The 18990-nt window shown below is 43.9% G+C and carries 18 protein-coding genes; 11 read left to right on the top strand and 7 right to left on the bottom strand.

All coding sequences use genetic code 11. The features are described 5' to 3' along the window. Positions 1-162: 162 nt before the first annotated feature. From rpsP to rplS, 4 genes are all read left to right on the top strand, one after another. A complete protein-coding gene (rpsP, locus tag JMW85_RS11210) occupies positions 163-432 on the top strand; it encodes a 30S ribosomal protein S16 (protein WP_045445900.1) in 270 nt (89 codons plus the stop codon). A gap of 185 nt (positions 433-617) precedes the next feature. After that, complete coding sequence (gene rimM, locus JMW85_RS11205; RefSeq protein WP_045445903.1) at positions 618-1151, top strand: ribosome maturation factor RimM; 534 nt, start codon at positions 618-620, stop codon at positions 1149-1151. Between the two features lie 87 nt (positions 1152-1238). Beyond that, positions 1239-2009, top strand: coding sequence for a tRNA (guanosine(37)-N1)-methyltransferase TrmD (gene trmD, locus JMW85_RS11200; protein ID WP_193008853.1), 771 nt, complete (start codon positions 1239-1241; stop codon positions 2007-2009). A 182-nt stretch (positions 2010-2191) separates the two neighbouring features. Continuing rightward, positions 2192-2584 (top strand): 50S ribosomal protein L19, encoded by a 393-nt coding sequence (gene rplS, locus JMW85_RS11195; RefSeq protein WP_045445905.1) that lies wholly within the window; start codon positions 2192-2194, stop codon positions 2582-2584. Between the two features lie 275 nt (positions 2585-2859). Here rplS and JMW85_RS11190 read toward each other — a convergent pair whose 3' ends face one another. Further along, a complete protein-coding gene (locus JMW85_RS11190) occupies positions 2860-3417 on the bottom strand; it encodes a DUF4442 domain-containing protein (protein ID WP_201581849.1) in 558 nt (185 codons plus the stop codon). 514 nt (positions 3418-3931) lie between these two features. Here JMW85_RS11190 and JMW85_RS11185 point away from each other — a divergent pair. Both JMW85_RS11185 and uvrC read left to right on the top strand, forming a co-directional pair. Then, positions 3932-5458, top strand: a complete 1527-nt coding sequence (locus tag JMW85_RS11185) for a DUF3360 family protein (RefSeq protein ID WP_045452432.1) — start codon at positions 3932-3934, stop codon at positions 5456-5458. Positions 5459-5599: 141 nt separating this feature from the next. Further along, a complete protein-coding gene (gene uvrC, locus JMW85_RS11180) occupies positions 5600-7444 on the top strand; it encodes an excinuclease ABC subunit UvrC (RefSeq protein WP_201581848.1) in 1845 nt (614 codons plus the stop codon). Positions 7445-7560: 116 nt separating this feature from the next. Here uvrC and JMW85_RS11175 read toward each other — a convergent pair whose 3' ends face one another. The 3 genes from JMW85_RS11175 to lgt form a co-directional block, all read right to left on the bottom strand. Further along, entirely contained in the window at positions 7561-8133 is a 573-nt protein-coding gene (locus tag JMW85_RS11175; protein WP_201581847.1) for a dihydrofolate reductase, read from the bottom strand. 76 nt (positions 8134-8209) lie between these two features. Further along, positions 8210-9094: a thymidylate synthase gene (locus JMW85_RS11170; protein ID WP_227681898.1), complete on the bottom strand. Its 885-nt coding sequence runs from the start codon at positions 9092-9094 to the stop codon at positions 8210-8212. 80 nt (positions 9095-9174) lie between these two features. Then, on the bottom strand, positions 9175-10059 hold the full coding sequence (gene lgt, locus JMW85_RS11165; protein ID WP_087813630.1) for a prolipoprotein diacylglyceryl transferase: 885 nt from the start codon (positions 10057-10059) through the stop codon (positions 9175-9177). A gap of 277 nt (positions 10060-10336) precedes the next feature. Between lgt and JMW85_RS11160 the strand changes: the two genes are divergently transcribed. The 3 genes from JMW85_RS11160 to JMW85_RS11150 all read left to right on the top strand — a co-directional run bounded on the left by JMW85_RS11160 (position 10337) and on the right by JMW85_RS11150 (position 14285). Next, complete coding sequence (locus JMW85_RS11160) at positions 10337-11968, top strand: DUF4139 domain-containing protein (RefSeq protein ID WP_227681842.1); 1632 nt, start codon at positions 10337-10339, stop codon at positions 11966-11968. A 77-nt stretch (positions 11969-12045) separates the two neighbouring features. Continuing rightward, positions 12046-12942 carry an NRDE family protein gene (locus tag JMW85_RS11155; RefSeq protein ID WP_201581844.1) on the top strand — a complete coding sequence of 299 codons (897 nt, stop codon included), beginning with the start codon at positions 12046-12048 and terminating at the stop codon, positions 12940-12942. 248 nt (positions 12943-13190) lie between these two features. Next, positions 13191-14285: an NAD(P)-dependent alcohol dehydrogenase gene (locus tag JMW85_RS11150; RefSeq protein WP_201581843.1), complete on the top strand. Its 1095-nt coding sequence runs from the start codon at positions 13191-13193 to the stop codon at positions 14283-14285. A gap of 96 nt (positions 14286-14381) precedes the next feature. Here JMW85_RS11150 and JMW85_RS11145 read toward each other — a convergent pair whose 3' ends face one another. Further along, positions 14382-14903, bottom strand: coding sequence for an RNA pyrophosphohydrolase (locus JMW85_RS11145; protein ID WP_045452438.1), 522 nt, complete (start codon positions 14901-14903; stop codon positions 14382-14384). Between the two features lie 519 nt (positions 14904-15422). Here JMW85_RS11145 and JMW85_RS11140 point away from each other — a divergent pair. Beyond that, a complete protein-coding gene (locus JMW85_RS11140; protein ID WP_198332640.1) occupies positions 15423-15836 on the top strand; it encodes an OsmC family protein in 414 nt (137 codons plus the stop codon). Between the two features lie 14 nt (positions 15837-15850). Beyond that, positions 15851-16276, top strand: a complete 426-nt coding sequence (locus tag JMW85_RS11135) for an MAPEG family protein (protein ID WP_201581842.1) — start codon at positions 15851-15853, stop codon at positions 16274-16276. 42 nt (positions 16277-16318) lie between these two features. Here JMW85_RS11135 and JMW85_RS11130 read toward each other — a convergent pair whose 3' ends face one another. Further along, positions 16319-17344, bottom strand: a complete 1026-nt coding sequence (locus JMW85_RS11130) for a tRNA dihydrouridine synthase (protein WP_201581841.1) — start codon at positions 17342-17344, stop codon at positions 16319-16321. Between the two features lie 104 nt (positions 17345-17448). Further along, positions 17449-18948 (bottom strand): UvrD-helicase domain-containing protein, encoded by a 1500-nt coding sequence (locus JMW85_RS11125; protein ID WP_201581840.1) that lies wholly within the window; start codon positions 18946-18948, stop codon positions 17449-17451. Between the last annotated feature and the right edge of the window lie 42 nt (positions 18949-18990).

The raw sequence follows: 18990 nt of genomic DNA, 5'->3' as shown, positions 1-18990 counted from the left end.
TTCAGTTAAAAATCAGTGGTTATGATCAATTGTATTTTACATCGATGGGCATTTAAGCTATTGTTAATAAATAATTAAATAAGCGCAGTTTATGTTTTCAATAAAACAAGACTGTGATATAATTATGCCCTTTTTGGTATACCTGCGAAAGAGAGAATTCACATGGTTGTTATTCGTTTAGCACGGGGCGGTGCCAAGAAACGCCCATTTTATCAAGTAGTTGTTGCTGATCAACGCCGCGCGCGTGACGGTCGCTACATTGAAAACATCGGCTTTTTTAACCCACTCGCTAAAGAGTCTGAAGAAGCAGTACGCCTAAATATGGAAGCGTACAATGCGTGGATCGCAAAAGGTGCACAACCTTCAGATCGCGTTGCTTCATTAGCAAAAGCTTTCAATAAGTCTGTCGCGCAAACTGAAGCAACTGCTTAAGTTTTGTGGTCACTGAGACGCTGATAGCTCGTCTATAAGCAGTCTCGATAGACTTTAGTAAAAAACATAGCGTAACTGGTCTAACTAGGTACGCCATTAATTGTTTATCGCTTTTAACTGCGTTTATCGTTTTTAATTGCTTTTTATTTATCTTCGCTGTGTTCATCATTGTTAGGTTAGCCGTTATGTCTTCTGCTCCAAACGCTAGTGCCCTTATGAAAATTGGTCAGCTCAAAAAGCCTTATGGCATCAAAGGTTGGCTTTGGGTATTTAGTGAGACAGATGATCGTACGGCGATATTTGACATTAAACCTTGGTGGATGAAAACCGCTACTGGCATGAAACCTTTAACCGTTAAGGCTTGGCGTGAGCAAGGCACAGGAATTGTAGCTCAGTTTGAGCAGATTCCTGATCGCAATGTTGCTGAGACTATGAACGGGGTAACTCTTTGGGTCGAGCAAGACATCTTGCCAGAACCCGCTGAAGATGAATATTACTGGTCGGACTTGGTCAGCCTGCGCGTTGTAAATGAGCAGGATGAGTATCTAGGCGACATTACTGAGATGTTTGAGACTGGCGCTCACGCTATTATGCGGGTTGCGGCAAACTCAGACAGCTTAGATGCCGATGAGCGCCTGATTCCATGGCACAAGCAAACTGTAGTACAGGTCAGTCTGACTGAAAAAACAGTGCTGGTGGCATGGCCGAGTGATTATTGATAATAGTTTTAACTTTGCGGTTAAGCTTTATCAGTAATAACACCGATTTATTTAGCCAATATTAGCCACTGCGCAAGTAGATACCTAATGTATTTTGCCGTTATTAGTATTTTCCCTGAGATGTTTGCCACGATTCGTGAGTTTGGAATCACGGGTCGAGCAGTCACTCAGAAACAAGTGACGATTGAATGCATTAATCCGCGTGATTTTACCAGTGATAATTATCGCCGTATTGATGAACGTCCGTATGGTGGCGGTCCTGGCATGGTGATGATGGCTGAGCCATTATCCCAAGCGATTGAGGATGCGCGCCTACGAGCGATTCAACACGGCTGCCGTGTCGACAAAGCGCACTGTCCGGTGATTTATATGTCGCCACAAGGACAGACGCTGAGTGAGAGTAGTGTGGTCGATATGACTGAGTATGACGGCATGATTATATTATGTGGTCGTTACGAAGGCATTGATGAGCGCCTACTGTCGCAATATGTCGACATGGAAATATCGCTTGGTGATTACGTACTTACTGGTGGTGAGCTACCAGCAATGGTGCTAATGGATAGTGTGATACGTCGTCTGCCTGATATTATGGGTGATGATAAGTCAGCTGAGCAAGACTCGTTCGTCGATGGCTTGCTTGATTGTCCACATTATACTAAGCCGCATGAGTTTGCGGGTATGGCAGTGCCTGAAGTGTTACTTTCAGGTCACCATGCCAATATCGCGAAGTGGCGCTTTAGTCAGCAAGTCGAACGTACGCAAGCGCGTCGTCCAGACTTATGGCAAGCGTTTACGCCAACGGTAGAGCAAGCAAAGTGGCTAAAAGCATTGGCGAAAGCAGATAAAAAACAGCGTTGATAGCGGCTAAAAAGATAAACAGTTGAGCAACAGAATTTTGAGCAACAACAAAACGAGTCATAGCATAATGGCCGTTTGTCATAACCCACTTACGTTGTGTCTCATTAAAAAGATACGATCCATTATTACAAACAGGTGATATGCGTCAAGCCTCTATTATCTAATGTGAGGAGATAACTCTCATGAGCAACAAGCATCCATTGGTTCAGGTCATCGAAAATGCTCAATTGATTGAGCGCCCAAGCTTTGCACCCGGCGATACCGTTGTGGTTCAAGTAAAAGTACGTGAAGGTGAGCGTGAGCGTTTACAGGCTTTTGAAGGCGTTGTAATTGCTAAACGTAACCGCGGTTTAAACTCAGCGTTTACCGTACGTAAAATCTCAAGCGGTGTTGGCGTTGAGCGTGCATTCCAATTGCATTCACCAATTATCGATAGCATCGAAGTGAAACGCCGTGGCGCTGTTCGCCGTGCGAAACTATACTACTTACGTGAGCGCTCTGGTAAATCAGCACGTATCCGCGAGAAGCTTGCTCCGCGTGCACCTAAAGCTGTTAAGCCAAAAGCTAACGCTTAGATTATATCCAGTATCTGCTTTTAAGCATTGTGCTTAATATCGCTTTATTGCTGAACCGTCTATTATGCGATTCGGCAATAGCGAAAAGCCAGATACAAGCCCTTATTCATAGGTTTATCATATAAATAAGCGGGTAGTACCAAAAAAGACAAAACCCCAATCTGTGCGTATGCCAGATTGGGGTTTTTGTTTCTGTTGTTTTAATTAATGCGCTTTAATTAATATGCTTTAAATCACAAATCTAGAGAAACGTTTTAAAAATTGCCTTGAAAGTTCTAACCATCGATATTTTCGATACGGCTATTTTGGTCTTTAGATTTGCTGTACTTACGCAAGCGTATATAGAGCGTCTTAGTGACGGTAGCGATAATTTTTTGTTGATCATCGACGATATCTGCTTGGTATTCCCGAAATACTGGCTCGCCGTCTTTTGCTAATTCCTGAATCGTGGTGATTTCATTGCTAGGAATTTTTAGGCGCGCAGTGACTTTGCTATTACCAGGGGCAATAAACTCAATATGTGAGCTTTTGTCCCAGACCACGTAACTGCTGCCCAGTTGGTGCATCAGCATTATCATATAGAATGGGTCCACCATCGAATACAGGCTACCGCCAAACTGAGTGCCCACGATGTTTTTGTTCAGCGTATTCAGCCCCATACTTATCACACACAAACCTTGATCGAGATTGAGGTGATCGATTCTGATACCAGCGCCTACGTATGGTGCATAAGTGTTGATACGCAGCTTCAGTAGGTGGGGTGTCAATAACGGCATGATACTTTGTTTGGCTCTGCGTTTTAGCGTCTCAAAATTGGTAGGTAGCAAACTCATAAATTCGTCCTATTGCTTCTTTTATATTTTTTAGTGATACCGTTTGAATCAAATTTTTTAGTGTACTTCTATCAAAGAGCAGTCACGAAAGGGCATTTATCATAAGTAAAAAATATCAAAACCGCTAGGCTTAAAGCGTAACTGACATGGATTTTCTATAGTTACTTAAAAGTTATAATAAACTATTTATTATAGCTATCTTAATATTTAGTTATGTGATAACAAATATCTAGATACAGATAATTATTAAGAAAAAGGTCGTTTATTCTAATTTAAAGCCTATATTAAGTGTGTTTTTTCCTCATGGTTTTCTATTAAGTTCAATTTTGTATTAAGTGGAAACTTTAATTTATATATTGTAATAGTGTATGGACTTTTTGAGTGGTTCTAAGTTCGCATTTCGAGTTCTTATGTCATACAATGGCTTGCAATTTTTAATGGACGCTTTAGTCACATTAAATTTCACTATTAAATTATCAGTTAAATAAAGCCTCAGTCGACATAAGGAAATGTGATGAGTAACACTCAGATCCCTTCTTCAGGGTCTAATCAGCAGTCATCAAATCCATCTAATTACGACAGCGAGCCATCAGGTAGCTACCTTGATTTACACAAACCAAGCGCAAGCTTTGACAGTCGTGACGCTTATCTAAATCATGAATTACAAATCATGCAGCCAAAACGTTGGCGTCCCAATTTGCCGTTTCGTGATTATCGCTTTGAGTATGAAGATACTATTCCTGCAATGGCGGCAACGATTGGTAAAGTGGTTATGGTGGGTGCGATTGCTGCAACATTTGCAGGTCCACTTGGTTTGGGCGATGCGTTTGTTTTAGAAAACGTTCGTTATGAGCTATTAATCGTTTCATTCTTTATCATCTTATTTTCAGGGTTTCTACTCCCGACAGCCAACCTTGCAGGTACTCACGGCCCCCTTATTCCGCTTATTCCTATTGTGGTAGCCGCTGGTGGTCACCCGATGGCATTTGGTCTGCTCATCGGTGCCTTCGGCTTGCTATTGGCAATCAGTAAAGGGGGCAGTCTGCTGGCAAACTTGACCAGTAAAGGCGTGTGCGGTGGTCTCTTGATTTACTTAGGGTTTATCGGTACCACCTCACAGGTCAAAAACCTCTTCGCTTGGGCAGAAGGTATTGGCATGTCGCATATTGCCTTTTTTATTATTTTGGCTACTATCCTGTTATATGCATTACTTGAGCATTGGCAAAAACGCTGGCTTGCGGTTCCGCTAAGCTGTGTCTTAGGTGGCGGACTTGCATTTGCATTGGGTGCACCATTTGAGTTCAAAACTGCACCAGGCTTACCAAATATGAATCCAATGTATTGGTGGGGAGAAAACACGGGTTGGATGTTAGGATTACCTACGGTTGAAAGCTTCATTGTCGTACTGCCGTTTGCTATTTTGGCGGTTGCGATGTGGTCACCAGATTTTTTAGGCCATCAGGTCTTTCAAAAAATCAGCTATCCTAAACGTACTGAAAAGGTACTCATGGATATCGATGACACAATGACCAGCGCTTCGTTTCGTCAGGTCGTCGGCTCTGTATTGGGCGGTGCTAACTTTGCTTCATCGTGGGGCACGTATATTGTCCCAGCAGCGATTGCCAAACGTCCGATTCCTGCTGGTGCCTTATTGACGGCATTGTTTTGTATTATCGCAGGGGTTTGGGGCTATCCAATGGATTTGGCTATTTGGCAGCCAGTGATGTGTGTGGCCTTAATCGTTGGTGTGTTTATTCCACTGCTTGAAGCTGGTATGGAAATGACTCGTGAAGGTAAAACCACTCAGTCTGCTGCGATTGTGGTGTTTGCTTCAGCGCTTGTAAATCCTGCCTTTGGTTGGTCACTCACGTTGTTGCTTGATAACTTAGGCTTGATTGGCTCGAAAGAACGCAGTGCTAATTTAACTAAAATGAGCCGCTGGATCATACCGGGTATTATGTTTGTGGTATTGACAGGTGTGATGGCTATTGTCGGTATGCTACCGGGTATTCCGGCATTGATGGCTAACTTCCGCCATTAATGGCATCTTGCTTACCTATAAAAAGTCAGCCTCGGTGCTGGCTTTTTTATGGGTGATGCTATGATAATAATTGGCTTGTAAAACAATGACTCCCGCCCCATAACTAGCAGTATTACAAGACTTTTAAGAGCAAAAAATTCTATGGTCAATGTCTCAGAATCGAGTCCTGTCGATGACAAGAAAGCCCGTCTTAAGCATTTAATCCAGCGCCTACCAAATTTGCCAGGCGTGTATAAGATGCTGGGAAAAAACGGTGATATCTTATATGTTGGCAAAGCTAAATCACTCAAGAGTCGTGTGAATAGCTACTTTGCTAAAACCATTGACCATCCAAAAACACGGGCGCTAGTGGCACGGATACATAATATTGAAACCATTATTACCCGTAGTGAGACCGAAGCGTTATTGCTCGAGCAAAACTTGATTAAAGAATATCGTCCACCTTATAATGTGCTGTTGCGTGATGATAAATCTTACCTCTATGTGTTTATCTCAGCAGATAAACCTTATCCGCGTCTGGCGTATGGGCGTGGTAAAGGCAATCACCAGAAAGGGCGCTTTTTCGGTCCTTTCCCCTCTGCTCATGCCGCCAAAGAGACACTGGTGCTGATGCAGAAAATGTTTCAAATGCGCCAATGTACCAATACCTTTTTTAAGCAACGTAAGCGTCCTTGTCTTGAGTATCAGATTAAGCGTTGCCGTGCGCCCTGTGTGGGCTTGGTATCGGCCGAAGAATATGCAGAAGACGTCAATAATACCATTCGTTTCCTAAAAGGCGACTCTAGCGATATTCATAGCGCTTTGATTGAAAGAATGGAAGCTTCTGCTGAAGAATTAGATTTTGAAAAGGCAGTGTTTTATCGCGATCAGCTGTCTATGCTGCGTGAAGTACAAGCTAAGCAAGCTGTTTATACTGTGCAAGGCGAGGCGGATGTGATTGCTATTGCCAGTCAAGCAGGCATGACTTGTATCAACGTCTTGACCGTACGTGGCGGTCGTGTGTTGGGCGGTAAGAATTACTTCCCTGACGTTGATAGTAGCGAGTCTCTTGCTGATAATTTATCAGCATTTATTACCTCATTTTATTTTCAGGTAACGGATGACTTGCCACCCGAAATAATGCTGAGTCATGAGTTACCGGATCAGGTGGCGGTCAGTGAAGCGCTAGCGAGCCATTTTGGTAGTAAAGTCGTGATCAAAACCAGTGTCCGTGAGCACCGTGCCGAATGGTTAGATTTAGCCAAACTCAATACCAATAACGCGCTAAAAACCAAACTTGGTGATTATTTAGAGCTGAATGCGCGCTTCGGGGCGCTAAAAGATGTCTTAGCGGACGTCACTGATCGAACCATTGATCGCATAGAGTGTTTTGATATCTCCCATACGATGGGCGAGGCGACCATTGGTAGCTGCGTAGTCTTTGACCAAGGTGGCTCGCGTCGCCGTGATTATCGCCAATATGCGATTCATGACATTGTCGGTGGTGATGATTATGCCGCAATGAAACAAGTGCTGACACGGCGTTATAAGAAGCAGCCATTGCCTGATTTGTTGCTGATTGATGGTGGTAAAGGGCAGCTTGGCATCGCTAAAGAAGTGCTGACCGAGTTAGGTATTCTTGGTGATACTTTGCTGATTAGCGTGGCAAAAGGTGAAGGACGTAAGGCTGGGCTTGAGGTGCTGCATTTTATCGATCATGAGCCGCTTGATTTGCCCATGGATAGCAAGGCGCTGCATTTACTGATGCATATTCGCGATGAGGCACATCGCTTTGCGATTACGGCGCACCGTAAGAAGCGCGATAAGCGCCGTTCATCGTCAGTATTAGAGGTGATTCCGGGGCTGGGTGAAAAGCGCCGTCGTGATTTGCTCAATCATTTTGGCGGATTGCAACAATTGCTCGGTGCATCGCAGCAAGAATTGGCAGGCGTGCAAGGTATTGGTCCAATACTCGCGAAAACGGTTTATAAAGTGCTGCATGAATAATTTAGGCAATGTTCGCCAAATGTAGGTTTCTGATAATAAAGTTTGAAAATAAAGAAGAGGCTGTCTTAGAATTATCTAGGACAGCCTCTTCTTATATTTTGTTTGAAAATTTACTACTATTCAGCGCTTTTTCTTCTATAAGTCACAAATTTAAAGTCTAAGTCACTTTTTTCATCGTGCATTTTCTCAGATTCTTCTGCCACTTCGAACTCATTTGGCAATTCAGGATAAAAGGCATCGCCATCCGTAATCTCAGTATCGACGTGGGTCAGCTCAATGCGATCGGTATACATCAACGCATCGCTAAACACGCGCTCGCCGCCAATCACCCAAATCGTATCAAGATGCGCACCATGTGCCAGACTTGCTGCTTGCGTTAATGCATCATCTAAATTATGCACCACATAAGCATTGCTTTTGCCGACCAAACCTTTTTGTTCGGCATAATCTAGCTGGGTGCTGATGATGAAGCTCACGCGTTTTGGTAAAGGCTTGCTGCCCATTGATTCAAACGTCTTACGACCCATAATGACGATACCTTGAATCGCACCATCATTTTGTTTGGTCGTCATGCTTTTAAAATGCTGCAAATCTGCTGAGATATGCCACGGCAGCTCATTATCTTTGCCGATACAGCGGTTGCTACTGATAGCTGCGATTTGGGCAACTTCGGTGTGGGCATAACTCATAATGTATCCTTTTTATTGTCTTTAACATGCTACTTGCATTTGCTGCATTTATCTAAAACTTTCAATCAGATAAAGGCTAGACTGCAACCTTTGCCCTAATCGCAGGATGCGACTCGTAACCATCAACGCTAATGTCTTCGTATTTGAAAGCAAAGATATCTTTCACATCAGGATTAAGCGTCAGCGTTGGTAGCTTATAAAGCTCACGCGTCAGTTGCAGCTCAACTTGCTCGCGGTGGTTTTGATAAATATGGCAATCGCCACCCGTCCAGATAAATTCGCCCACTTCTAATCCGCATACTTGCGCGACCATATGGGTCAGCAAGGCATAACTGGCAATATTGAATGGCACACCTAAAAATAAATCTGCTGAACGCTGATAGAGCTGGCATGACAGTTTATTATCCGACACAAAGAACTGAAATAGCGTATGACAAGGCGGCAGCGCAACTTGATCTGCTTCACTGGGATTCCAACCAGACACAATCAAACGTCTTGAATTGGGATTGGTTTTTATTTGCTCAATGACTTGGGTGATTTGATCAACACCATCGTTATTGTAGCTCCCATTTTCACGCTGGCTTGCGCCATAATTGCGCCACTGATGACCATAGACAGGGCCTAAATCACCAGCAGGGCGGTTAAAGCGCGCTGTCTGTTCAGCCGTTGACCACTCATTCCAAATGCGTACGCCATTGGCTTGTAGATAATCAACATGCGTACTACCACTTAAAAACCAAAATAGCTCATAGACGATAGATTTAAAGTGGACTTTTTTGGTGGTTAATAAGGGGAAACCATCAGCTAAATTAAAACGTAGCTGCGCACCAAAGTGGCTGAGCGTACCAGTGCCAGTACGATCGCCTTTTTCAGTGCCTTCAGTGAGGACAAGATGCAGCAAATCTAGATAGGCTTGCTCATTTTTACGCTGTTTGTTGTTACTAGTAGTGGAGTTGCTCATGGTCATAAAATTGCTCTTCTACGCTATTAAAACGCATAGTTGTATTGTTTTTTAACAGGCTACTTGATGTGAATTAGTGCTTAATAAGCCGACTGCTTACCCCAGTCATAGATACCGCGTTTGTAAGCGTATACCAGCATGATGAAACCAATAATAATCATGGGAGCGCTGAGTATCTGCCCTTTGGTCATCCAACCTAGTAATACAAATCCTTGGTCAGCATCTGGTTGGCGGAAAAACTCAATGATGAAGCGGCTGATGCCATAGCCCAATAAAAATACTGCCGATGCTGCCATACGTGGGCGTGGTTTTGATGAATACCACCATAGGAATAGGAATAATAACAACCCTTCGGCAAGTGCCTCATACAGCTGTGATGGGTGACGAGGTAGCAAATACTGCCCATTTACTTCAAGCATCAACTCTTGCAGCTCAGGGTTGGTTTGCAATTGCTGCATATCAGTAGCCGCCGCTTGCGGGAAGTAGGTAAGCCAGTTGTAGCCACCGTTAGAGACGCGGCCCCATAGCTCGCCATTGATGTAATTGCCAATACGACCAAATAATAAGCCCGTTGGCACACAAGGAACGATAAAGTCCAGCACCTGAAACGGGGTCTTTTTATACTTACGGGCAAAATATAACATGCCCAGTAAGACACCAATCATGCCGCCATGGAAAGACATACCGCCTTCCCAGACTTTGAAAAGGTAAGCGGGGTTTTGTAAAAATTCACCGAATTGATAAAACAATACATAGCCGACACGACCGCCCAAAATGACGCCAAGTGCGCCAAAAAATACCAAGTCGGACACCATGTCAGTGTTCCAATTGTCACGTTTGGTGCTGCGATACCAAGCCAGACCAAAGGCGGCGGCAAATGCCAACAAATACATTAGGCCATACCAGTGCACTTCTACTGGACCCAAAGACAGCGCTACAGGATCGTACTGAGGATGTATCATCATAAGGGCATCATAAATTTGGTAATAGAATGCTGCTCATAATAGCAAAAATAGCCAGTGAGGCATACCAAATTACGGTGAGGCTCATCTCATGGTAACAACTTATCTGCTACGGGTAACATCTAGAAAGAAAGCCAGAAAACCGCTAAGATATAAAAAAGCTGCTGAAAATAAATGCCATCATAAATATTGCCTCATTATATTTAATGAAGCGTTAGATACTGCGCGCTTGCGCTAATGCACCGTATTAATGGATTAACCGTATTTTTAAGGAATGATTATGCAAGCTAAGTTATCAAAAGTAGCAATACTACCTAAGTTTTTACCTTGTAAAAAACAGTTGACGCCACTGGGTTTATTTAGCTTAGCGGCTTTAGCTTTGACTCCTGCTCAGGCAGCGAATAGTAGTATTGAGCAAGTGACCATTTATCAGGGCTTAGCGAGCGTGACTCGTGCGTTACCAATCAATGGTAGCGGTGAGCAGACACTGGTTTTTTCTTGTTTGTCCCCTTATATCGATAAAGACAGTGTGAGCGTACAAGCAGCAAATGGCATCAATATTGGTGAAGTCAGTATCGAGACTTTAAGCGATGAGCAAGCAGCGCAGTGTCAGTATCAAGGTGAGGCGAGAGTGCAGACACAGCAAGATAATTTGGCAGTTATCAATGCTGAGTTAGAAGCGGCACGCTTAGCTAAAGCTTACTTGCAGAATTTAACCAAGGTCACGCAAATCAGTACAGATGGCACGCTTGCCAATAATGCGCGCGATCTGGAAACACAAGCGGTCAGTATCAATAAACGTATACTAGAAATTCAGCAGCGCCAAGCCCGTGCACAAGATGCGCTCAACCAACTAATGGCAGGCAGCGCGACTTCCACTCAAAATAGTGTGACTCAAGTGAGTGTACGTACTGCCAGTCGAGTACCAAGCAGTGTGAAACTGCACTATCAAGTACGCGGCGCGGGTTGGGAGCCAACGTATCAAGCAAGGCTGAATACTGAAACCAAGCAATTAAATATCATTGCCTCTGCGGTTATTGCCCAGCAGACAGGAGAAAACTGGCTCAATGTCCCTTTGATGCTAAGCTCTGTCAATCCCAATCAAACCACCACCAGCCAATTACCTCGTGTAGAGCGTTTTTCTTTATATGAAGAAGATAGAGAAAATCGGACTATATCTGTACCACCTATGGCGGAAAACATGCCTGTTGTGGTATCTGCAAGAGACAGCTATGACGGTGCCTCGACACCTAACATGGCGCCGCTGCCAAGCTTTACCGTTAGCAGTCAGAATAAAAACGGCATTACCGAATATCGCTTGCCACAGCGTATTAGTATTCCAAGCGATGGCAGGCGCGTACGGACAGTCATTGATGAGCAGTCGGGCAGTAGCAAGCTATGGATTCGTAGTACGCCGAGTGTGGAGGCAGCTGGCTATTGGTATGCATCCGCACCGTTCTTGACACCAGCTTGGGTAGATGGTTCGCTACAGCTATACCGTGATGATAATTATGTCGGGCAGGCGCGCTATAATTATCAAGCGCTCAAAGAGCAAGGTATCGGTTTTGGTATGGACCCTAATACTATCGTAAAGCAGATAGCTGATGAAGATAAGCAGGGTGATAAAGGCGCTTTCAATCGCACGCAAACCTTGACTAAAACACAAGCGTATCAATTTACCAATCAGCACAACCGACCTATGCATTTACAAGTATTAGGCAGTGAGCCGATTAGCCGCGATGATAGTCTTAAAGTAACCGTCACTCATACACCGCCAGTGACTGAGCGTGACTGGAATGACAATAAAGGCATGGTTGCGTGGGAGTTCGATTTACCAAGTAAACAATCAAAAGTCATACAGTCGACCTCTCAGATTAGTTATCCTGCTAGCAAAAACTTATCATTAAACTAATCTGTCAGTGAACTAAGTTAAACCGAAATCAAGCTTGGCTGTTTGTTAAGCATATTTTTAGTAAAATTAGGAGTCTTATGTGTATTGTCGCCATCGCTTGGCAACTGTTTGATGAGCTGCCTTTGGTGTTATTGTCCAATCGCGATGAGTTTTTGCAGCGTCCGACAGAGCCGCTACATCAATGGGAAGATAAGCCTGTTTTTGCAGGACGCGATGTACAAAGTGGCGGTACTTGGTTAGGTATTCATCAACAGCCCCACCAAGCCAATCATCAAGGTAGTCATCAATACAGTTATCAAGCGCCTAAAGAGTATTATCAGCAAAACGGACGTTGGGCTGCGGTATTGAATTTTCGCGATGGCGTGCAGGCAAGCTCTGATGAGTGCTCACGCGGGGCGCTAGTCACGGATTTCTTAACCAGTGATATAAGCCCGATGGAGTTTGCACGGCAGATTAGTTTGCAAAACTATGCTGGGTTCAATCTCATTATTGGTGATATGACACAAGCCGTTATTGTCAATAATCGTGGTCATGCTCCTATGCCACTATATGCAGGACTGCATGTCATCTCCAATGGTCAGCCTGAGGACAGCTGGTTTAAAACTGAAAAGCTGCGAGGTAGGCTGCGGCAAGAAGTATTGCCACTAATCGCTCAGAATAGCGAACCTGAGTACTGGCAAGAAGCTGCCTTTGCGGTATTGTCTGATAATACGCAAGCCCCAGTGGATAAGCTGCCAGAGACTGGAGTGGCTGTCGAGATTGAGCAGATTCTGTCTTCTATTTATATAGAGCCTGTCGCTTTTAATCATACGCAAAATAATTTGCCCACTTATGCGACACGTACCCAAAGCATTTTAACCCTGAAATGTCATTCTCAGTTGGCAGATTCAGCAGTGGATGAGATTGCTAGATTAGTAAGCCGAGAGTGTCAGTATGATAATTATAAAGAATGTCGGCATGATAGTCATAAGTAGCCTATAGGCTTTTCATCTATTAGCTTTTTAATCTATTAGCTTTTTTATCTACTCTTAATAAGGCTCACGTACAATTTTCATGAGAAGTTTGATACTACAGTTTTAATATCGAACAAGAGAAAATCACCAATCCCTTTATTAAAGAATGGATTTCACTTTAAATTACTATTTATATGGCGTAAGATAAATATAGATGTCACTAAAGTTCATACCAGCTGAGTAAATGATTATAAAACAAGGAGTGTGAAATGAGCATGATGAAGTCACTGATATTTATTGAACCAGGTAAAATCGAAATTGTAGATAAAAAAATCCCTGATGTCGGCCCTAATGATGCCTTGATAAAAATTACCACCACGACCATTTGTGGTACTGATATCCATATCTTTAAAGGTGAGTATGCCGTTGCAAAAGGCTTAACCATTGGTCACGAGCCAGTAGGTATCATTGAAAAGCTTGGTAGCGCAGTCATGGGCTATGAAGAAGGGCAGCGAGTCGTTGCTGGCGCCATTTGCCCAACGTTTACCTCCTATGCCAGTCAAGATGGTTTCCCTTCACAAGACGGTGGCTATCTTGATGCAGATGGTAGATGTTCTTGTCACGGTTATAAAGCCACAGGCGGCTGGCGTTTTGGTAATCACATTGACGGTACGCAAGCAGAGTATGTGCTAGTGCCAGATGCGCAGGCCAATCTATGTCCAGTGCCAGATGGACTGACGGATGAGCAAGTGCTGATGTGCCCTGACATTATGTCGACAGGCTTCAAAGGCGCAGAAAACGCCAATATTCAGATTGGTGATGTGGTTGCTATATTTGCACAAGGCCCTATCGGTTTATGCGCGACTGCTGGGGCAAGGATTAAAGGCGCGTCACTGATTATCGCTGTCGATGGCAATAATGACCGTTTGGCCATGGCAAAGAAACTGGGAGCAGATATTACTCTAAACTTCACAGAAATTGACGTGGTTGATGAGATCATGAAAATCACTGGTGGTCGCGGGGTGGATAGCAGTATCGAGGGGTTAGGTTTACAGTCTACGTTTGAGCAATGTCTCAAAATATTAAAACCAGGCGGTACACTCTCAAGTTTGGGTGTGTATTCTGAAGATTTAGTCATTCCAATGGCTCATTTCGCCTCTGGTCTTGGCGATCATACGATAAGAACGGCTCTCTGCCCAGGAGGTAAAGAGCGTATGCGCCGATTGATGAATGTCATCGAGTCGGGTCGAGTAGATTTATCAGAGATGGTGACGCATACCTATGCCTTGGATGATATTGTAGAGGCCTATGACTTGTTCATGCATCAGCGTGACGGCGTACTAAAAATTGCTATCAAGCCATAATTATTCCGCAAGATATAATCGCTATATAATAGAAGAGCCTGCATCTAAAGGATACAGGCTCTTCTATTACGTGTTACTTTTAATCAAAATGTCAGTTCATCCTATCAACAAGTGATTGTCTTGTTCAGGAATAATCAGCTCTTGCCTTAGAGGTAGCTCAGGCACTAGCTCTTGCAAAGCGCGGCGGTATACCCCGCGTTTAAAGTGAATCACTTGTCCAAGTGGATACCAGTAACTGACCCATTGCCAATGATCAAATTCTGGTTTGCCCTCATCAAAGCGGATATGTTGAGTGTTCGTCTCATCTAAGCGTAGCAAAAACCATTTCTGTTTTTGCCCAATACATAAAGGGTGCTGTCCATGCCGCACATAGCGTTTTGGCAGACGATAGCGCAACCAATCTTGCGTCACTGCCAATAAGTCTACATGACGCGGATGCAGGCCGACCTCTTCCCAGAGCTCGCGATACATCGCATCCATCGGCGTCTCCCCACGGTCGATACCGCCTTGTGGGAACTGCCAAGCGTTGTGACCAATACGTTTTGCCCACAGAACCTGCCCTTGTGTATTTGCCAAGATGATGCCGACATTGGCGCGAAAGCCGTCTGCATCTATCATGATTAAACCTTTTTAATTTATTTAAAATAGCTTATTTTGAGCTAGAACCGTGACAGCAATCATAATTATTATAAGGTGATGGTTGTCGAGATTAGGTCAAAATAAGATTCATTACCGTTATTAAACCAAGAAACAAGCAAAATGTGTAACAGTATTTTGCTATAAAATGTTTCACGAGCTTAACTGTTTAAAATCAACCAGTTATAATTAAACTTTTGTAATGTTTTTTGGGGAATCTTACTACAAAGATAGGTTCGAACTATAAGAGGATAGGTTTGAATAATAAACAGTAGGCGCTATATGAATGTTAATTCACTGCTAAGAAAATTTTAGTAAAAAGGTTTAATTAAAAATAAGGCAGCAAAAGACAAATAGGTGAGCTATTCATAATGATAATAATTTTGGATGACAATGGCTCGATAAAATGTGCCATTGGCTTATGCTACACTAGCCAAGTAAAACATATGGCCAGAAAATAAAAATCGGGCAACGAGCTAATTAAAATAAGGAATAGGTAAAATGTCAGAGTCAAAAGCAAGTGTAACGTGGCAAGAAAAAAAAGCATTTATGGGCGTGTCACCATCAGGGCATAATGTACAGATCGATGCCGATAAAGAAAAAGGCGCAAGTCCGATGGAGCTGATTCTATTGGGGCTTGGTGGGTGTGCTAGCTATGATGTGGTAGCAATTTTACAAAAATCGCGCCAAGAGGTGACAGACGTACGTTGTGAGCTGACTGCTCAGCGTGCTGAAACTGTACCAGCTGTCTATACTGACATTCACATGCATTTTGTAGTGACAGGTCAAGATGTCAAAGAAAGCCAAGTAGAGAAGGCCATAAAACTGTCCGCAGAAAAATACTGCTCGGCCAGTAGAATGTTGGTACAAGGTGGGGTGAACGTCACCCATGATTTCGAAGTGATTGCAGGGTAGGGGCAAGTATACTAATGAATGCACTTCTGGAATTAGTCTCTGATACCGCAGCGTCCGCCATTTGGGCGATGGTCGTAGCAAGTTTACTACCGCTTGCCATGGCATTGACAGCGAAAGCTATTGGCGGCTTTAATTTGGCTGACAATGCCCATCCACGTGATTTTTTACAAGGTACGACGGGCGCGGCTGCACGTGCTAACGCTGCCCAGCAAAACAGCTATGAGACGTTGCCAATATTTTTGGCAGCAGTACTGACGGCGATGCTGTTCTTTGTACCACAATCGATTATCAATATACTGGCTTGGTTGTACGTGCTGATTCGTATCGGTTTTTGCGTGGCTTATATTACTAATTTGGCGACGTTTCGCTCCATACTTTGGGTGTTATCGATTGCCTGTTGTTTGATGCTATTCTATTTAGCGATTAGAGTGAGTGTTTAATCTTATTCGTTAGACAGATTGGCTTTAAGATAAAAGCAGCTATTATTGGCGCACACTGGCTTGCAGTGCACTAATGATAGCTGCTTTATTTTTTTCTCTTTTAATACTGTCCCATAAAACTTTTGCTTCGCTATAGCCTTTGATGAGCATTGCTAACCACTGCTTGTAACGACCAACCAAGATAACTTCAGTTTTAGCCCGACCTTCCAAAAATCTTATCTGATGGGTGACCATTGCTTCCCACGACAACGTTGCCGCACTTAGCATGGCATCATCTGAGCCGCAATCCACGCGAGCAACCAAATCTGGACGGGTAACCGCGCCGCGACCCAACATCAAATGCTCTGTACCAGCTTGAGTCATACAGTTTTGCGCGTGCTCTGTATTCCATATTTCACCGTTGGCAATGACTGGAATATCTAGCGTGTTAAAGCTCTGGATTTTGTCCCAATAGGCTGGTGGCTTATAGCCTTGGGTTTTGGTTCGTGCATGAATGGTCAGCCAATCAGTACCACTGTCGCTAATCGCAACTTTAATATCATCCATGCGGCTGGTATCGGTGTAACCTAAACGAATTTTGGCTGATACTGGAATATGAACGGGAACCGCTTGCCGCACCGCGCTGATAATCTGATACATGGTTTCGGGTTCATCCAACAATACGGAACCACCACGGTGGCTATTGACCGTCTTGGCAGGGCAACCAAAGTTGATATCAATCGCCGGCGCACCAAGATCGGCAGCATAGGCAGCATTTTCTGCCATTAATTGCGCTTCACTACCAAGCAACTGGACATGAATAGGCGTGCCAGAGGCAGTTTTAGCATCATGACGCAATTCTGGGACGTATTTATAAAATACATGCGCTGGCAATACGTGCTGAGTCACACGGATAAATTCGCTAACCGACCAATCATAAGGGCGACCCAAGTCCGATGCAATTTGCGTGAGGATTTGCCGCATTAATGGATCGGTCAAGCCTTCCATTGGAGCGAGCAGGCGGACGGGATTGGCGAATAACTGACGGATGGTATTTTGACGTATTTGAAGTTGCTGATTAGTATTCATGCTTGTTGTTCACTGCTAAAAGGGTGCTATTAAAGGATTGCCATAGAGACAGGTATGCTAGAGGTTTAGAGTGGCAAATACAGAGAGTGACTAACTGAGAAAAATTAAGTATTACCAAAAATCACTTTTTTGCCTGTCTGCAAACCTGATATCAAGTCTTTAATATTATGGATGTCCAAGTTGCTCTGGGCACGTGTGCAAGCGACGTAGAGCAAACGCAACTCTTCAGGGCTTATCTTGACTGCATTGGTCGTCACATCATAATAAAAGTCATCGTCCAACTGTACCTTTCCCCATTCGAGCCCTTTCGCCTTATGGGCGGTGGAGATAACATAGTCAGCATTTTCGATACTGGTGAGACTATTGACCGCTTGGCTCAGGACATTGGTGCCATGATCATCGACGAGTTTCACCAGTGTTTTTAGATCACTGCCTTCATTGGTTTCAGAATATTCTTGGACGTCACCCCAATTATAAAAATATGCCAGTTCAGGCACGCCATATGCCGATTTACCATTCTTTAAATTTTCGGCTGCCTGACAGAATTTAAGCATACGATCGGTATCTGCTTGCAACGCTACGCGGTGACCGAGTTTTAAGCCTGTTAGCAATTGCGACATAGCAGCAGCATTGGTGCGGCAAAGAATGGCATCTTTTTTACTATGTGCCATACCCTTATCAGTAGAAGATTGTTTATTCGGATTGCCTTTTAACGGGACGTCTTCTTGCAATGCTTTGAGCAAAGTATTGGCAATCTCAGCAATCGGTTCGCCAAAACGAAACGACTGGGTCAATAATGTTTGTGGTAAGGGTAGTTTTTTCATCGCATTGACTGCGCCGCGCCATTCATAAATCTGCTGATGAGCGTCACCCACATAAATCACTTGCCGTGGCTGCTGGGTCAAAATTCCCATCATCAAGGGATCGGCATCTTGCGCTTCATCAAACAAAATAAAATCTGCTGGAATGCTTGGATTCGATAATGCCCACAATTTAAGATAAATATCATGTCCGATGCCAGCAGGATGGCGCGCATCAATCGACTGTAGCCAACGCTGCTCGACGGCTGGATAGAGCATCTCACGCAACTGCTCTGCGTCAGAATCATCGAGCCAGTTGGGAAACAATATATGTCTGGGTGCAGGATAACTGGCATGCGTACTACAAAAATTGCTGACGGCATCACTGACGAATCGCGACAGTCGGGCTGGCGTAAGGGTAATATATTTGTTTATACCATCCATTTGCCGACGTACTTGGACGGGCTGCAAACCCAAATCATCACCCAGACGTTTGGGTGAAAAACGCGGCAACGACAGCTTAGCAGTGATATCACGGGCGACATGCCGATAAGCAAGTGAGTGAAAAGTGCGACATTCCACATGTGCTGGAAACTTTGAGCGTGCATCATTAGCAATGGTTTTGTTAAAGGCTAAATATAAGCCGCGTCCACGCAAACGCTCACCAATCAGTTTTAAGGTCGTCGTTTTACCAGCACCCGCATAAGCCACTACTTTAAATGACTTGTGATCCATCGCCATGTTGAGCGCGCTCAGCTGCTCATCAGTGGGATCGCTCATATAAGCTGGCATAGATGCGGACATAAAAAATTACCTAAAAGAGTAAAACGGATCAAAAATGACGGG

The organism is Psychrobacter glacincola, from assembly GCF_904846075.1.
Lineage (GTDB): Bacteria > Pseudomonadota > Gammaproteobacteria > Pseudomonadales > Moraxellaceae > Psychrobacter > Psychrobacter glacincola_C.
The sequence above is the reverse complement of the archived record's forward strand: the minus strand, read 5'-3'. Positions and strand labels throughout refer to the sequence as shown.

Coding starts and splice junctions, on each gene's coding strand:
- rpsP (WP_045445900.1), top strand. CDS start 163: ATGGTTGTTATTCGTTTAGCACGGGGCGGTGCCAAGAAACGCCCATTT.
- rimM (WP_045445903.1), top strand. CDS start 618: ATGTCTTCTGCTCCAAACGCTAGTGCCCTTATGAAAATTGGTCAGCTC.
- trmD (WP_193008853.1), top strand. CDS start 1,239: ATGTATTTTGCCGTTATTAGTATTTTCCCTGAGATGTTTGCCACGATT.
- rplS (WP_045445905.1), top strand. CDS start 2,192: ATGAGCAACAAGCATCCATTGGTTCAGGTCATCGAAAATGCTCAATTG.
- JMW85_RS11190 (WP_201581849.1), bottom strand. CDS start 3,417: ATGAGTTTGCTACCTACCAATTTTGAGACGCTAAAACGCAGAGCCAAA.
- JMW85_RS11185 (WP_045452432.1), top strand. CDS start 3,932: ATGAGTAACACTCAGATCCCTTCTTCAGGGTCTAATCAGCAGTCATCA.
- uvrC (WP_201581848.1), top strand. CDS start 5,600: ATGGTCAATGTCTCAGAATCGAGTCCTGTCGATGACAAGAAAGCCCGT.
- JMW85_RS11175 (WP_201581847.1), bottom strand. CDS start 8,133: ATGAGTTATGCCCACACCGAAGTTGCCCAAATCGCAGCTATCAGTAGC.
- JMW85_RS11170 (WP_227681898.1), bottom strand. CDS start 9,094: ATGAGCAACTCCACTACTAGTAACAACAAACAGCGTAAAAATGAGCAA.
- lgt (WP_087813630.1), bottom strand. CDS start 10,059: ATGATGATACATCCTCAGTACGATCCTGTAGCGCTGTCTTTGGGTCCA.
- JMW85_RS11160 (WP_227681842.1), top strand. CDS start 10,337: ATGCAAGCTAAGTTATCAAAAGTAGCAATACTACCTAAGTTTTTACCT.
- JMW85_RS11155 (WP_201581844.1), top strand. CDS start 12,046: ATGTGTATTGTCGCCATCGCTTGGCAACTGTTTGATGAGCTGCCTTTG.
- JMW85_RS11150 (WP_201581843.1), top strand. CDS start 13,191: ATGAGCATGATGAAGTCACTGATATTTATTGAACCAGGTAAAATCGAA.
- JMW85_RS11145 (WP_045452438.1), bottom strand. CDS start 14,903: ATGATAGATGCAGACGGCTTTCGCGCCAATGTCGGCATCATCTTGGCA.
- JMW85_RS11140 (WP_198332640.1), top strand. CDS start 15,423: ATGTCAGAGTCAAAAGCAAGTGTAACGTGGCAAGAAAAAAAAGCATTT.
- JMW85_RS11135 (WP_201581842.1), top strand. CDS start 15,851: ATGAATGCACTTCTGGAATTAGTCTCTGATACCGCAGCGTCCGCCATT.
- JMW85_RS11130 (WP_201581841.1), bottom strand. CDS start 17,344: ATGAATACTAATCAGCAACTTCAAATACGTCAAAATACCATCCGTCAG.
- JMW85_RS11125 (WP_201581840.1), bottom strand. CDS start 18,948: ATGTCCGCATCTATGCCAGCTTATATGAGCGATCCCACTGATGAGCAG.